This window comes from Streptococcus suis (assembly GCF_002960445.1).
GTDB lineage: Bacteria > Bacillota > Bacilli > Lactobacillales > Streptococcaceae > Streptococcus > Streptococcus hyiners.
Genome location: NZ_POJD01000376.1, coordinates 1 through 320 on the forward strand (window position 1 = coordinate 1; position 320 = coordinate 320).

The 320-nt window shown below is 42.2% G+C and carries 1 pseudogene; it reads left to right on the forward strand.

What is annotated here, in order from left to right:
- A pseudogene (locus C1G53_RS12145) lies at positions 1-320 on the forward strand (hypothetical protein); the annotation flags it as partial.

Below are 320 nucleotides of genomic sequence, written 5' to 3' on the forward strand. Positions count from 1 at the left end.
CCTTGCTTTACTAGGTGGTTATCCCAAAGCCTCGGTAACTCAACTAGCCCTTGCGACAGAACTACTCCAAATGGGACTAAGTCATGAAAAGGTTGAATTTTTCTTTGGTAGCCAGCTTTCCCTTGAAGAGTTGCGACAAGTTGCTTACGCCTTTTTACACGAAGAACTCAGCAGAGAAGATGCGGAGCAATTTGAAAAAGATAAAGGTAATCAGCCAGATTTAACCCTCAGAGATTGGAAGAGCAAGCTAGAGAAAGCTGAGAGAAAAGAAGTAGTTGATGAAGAATTTGTGGAAAATCCACTAGTCCAGAGAGTATTGG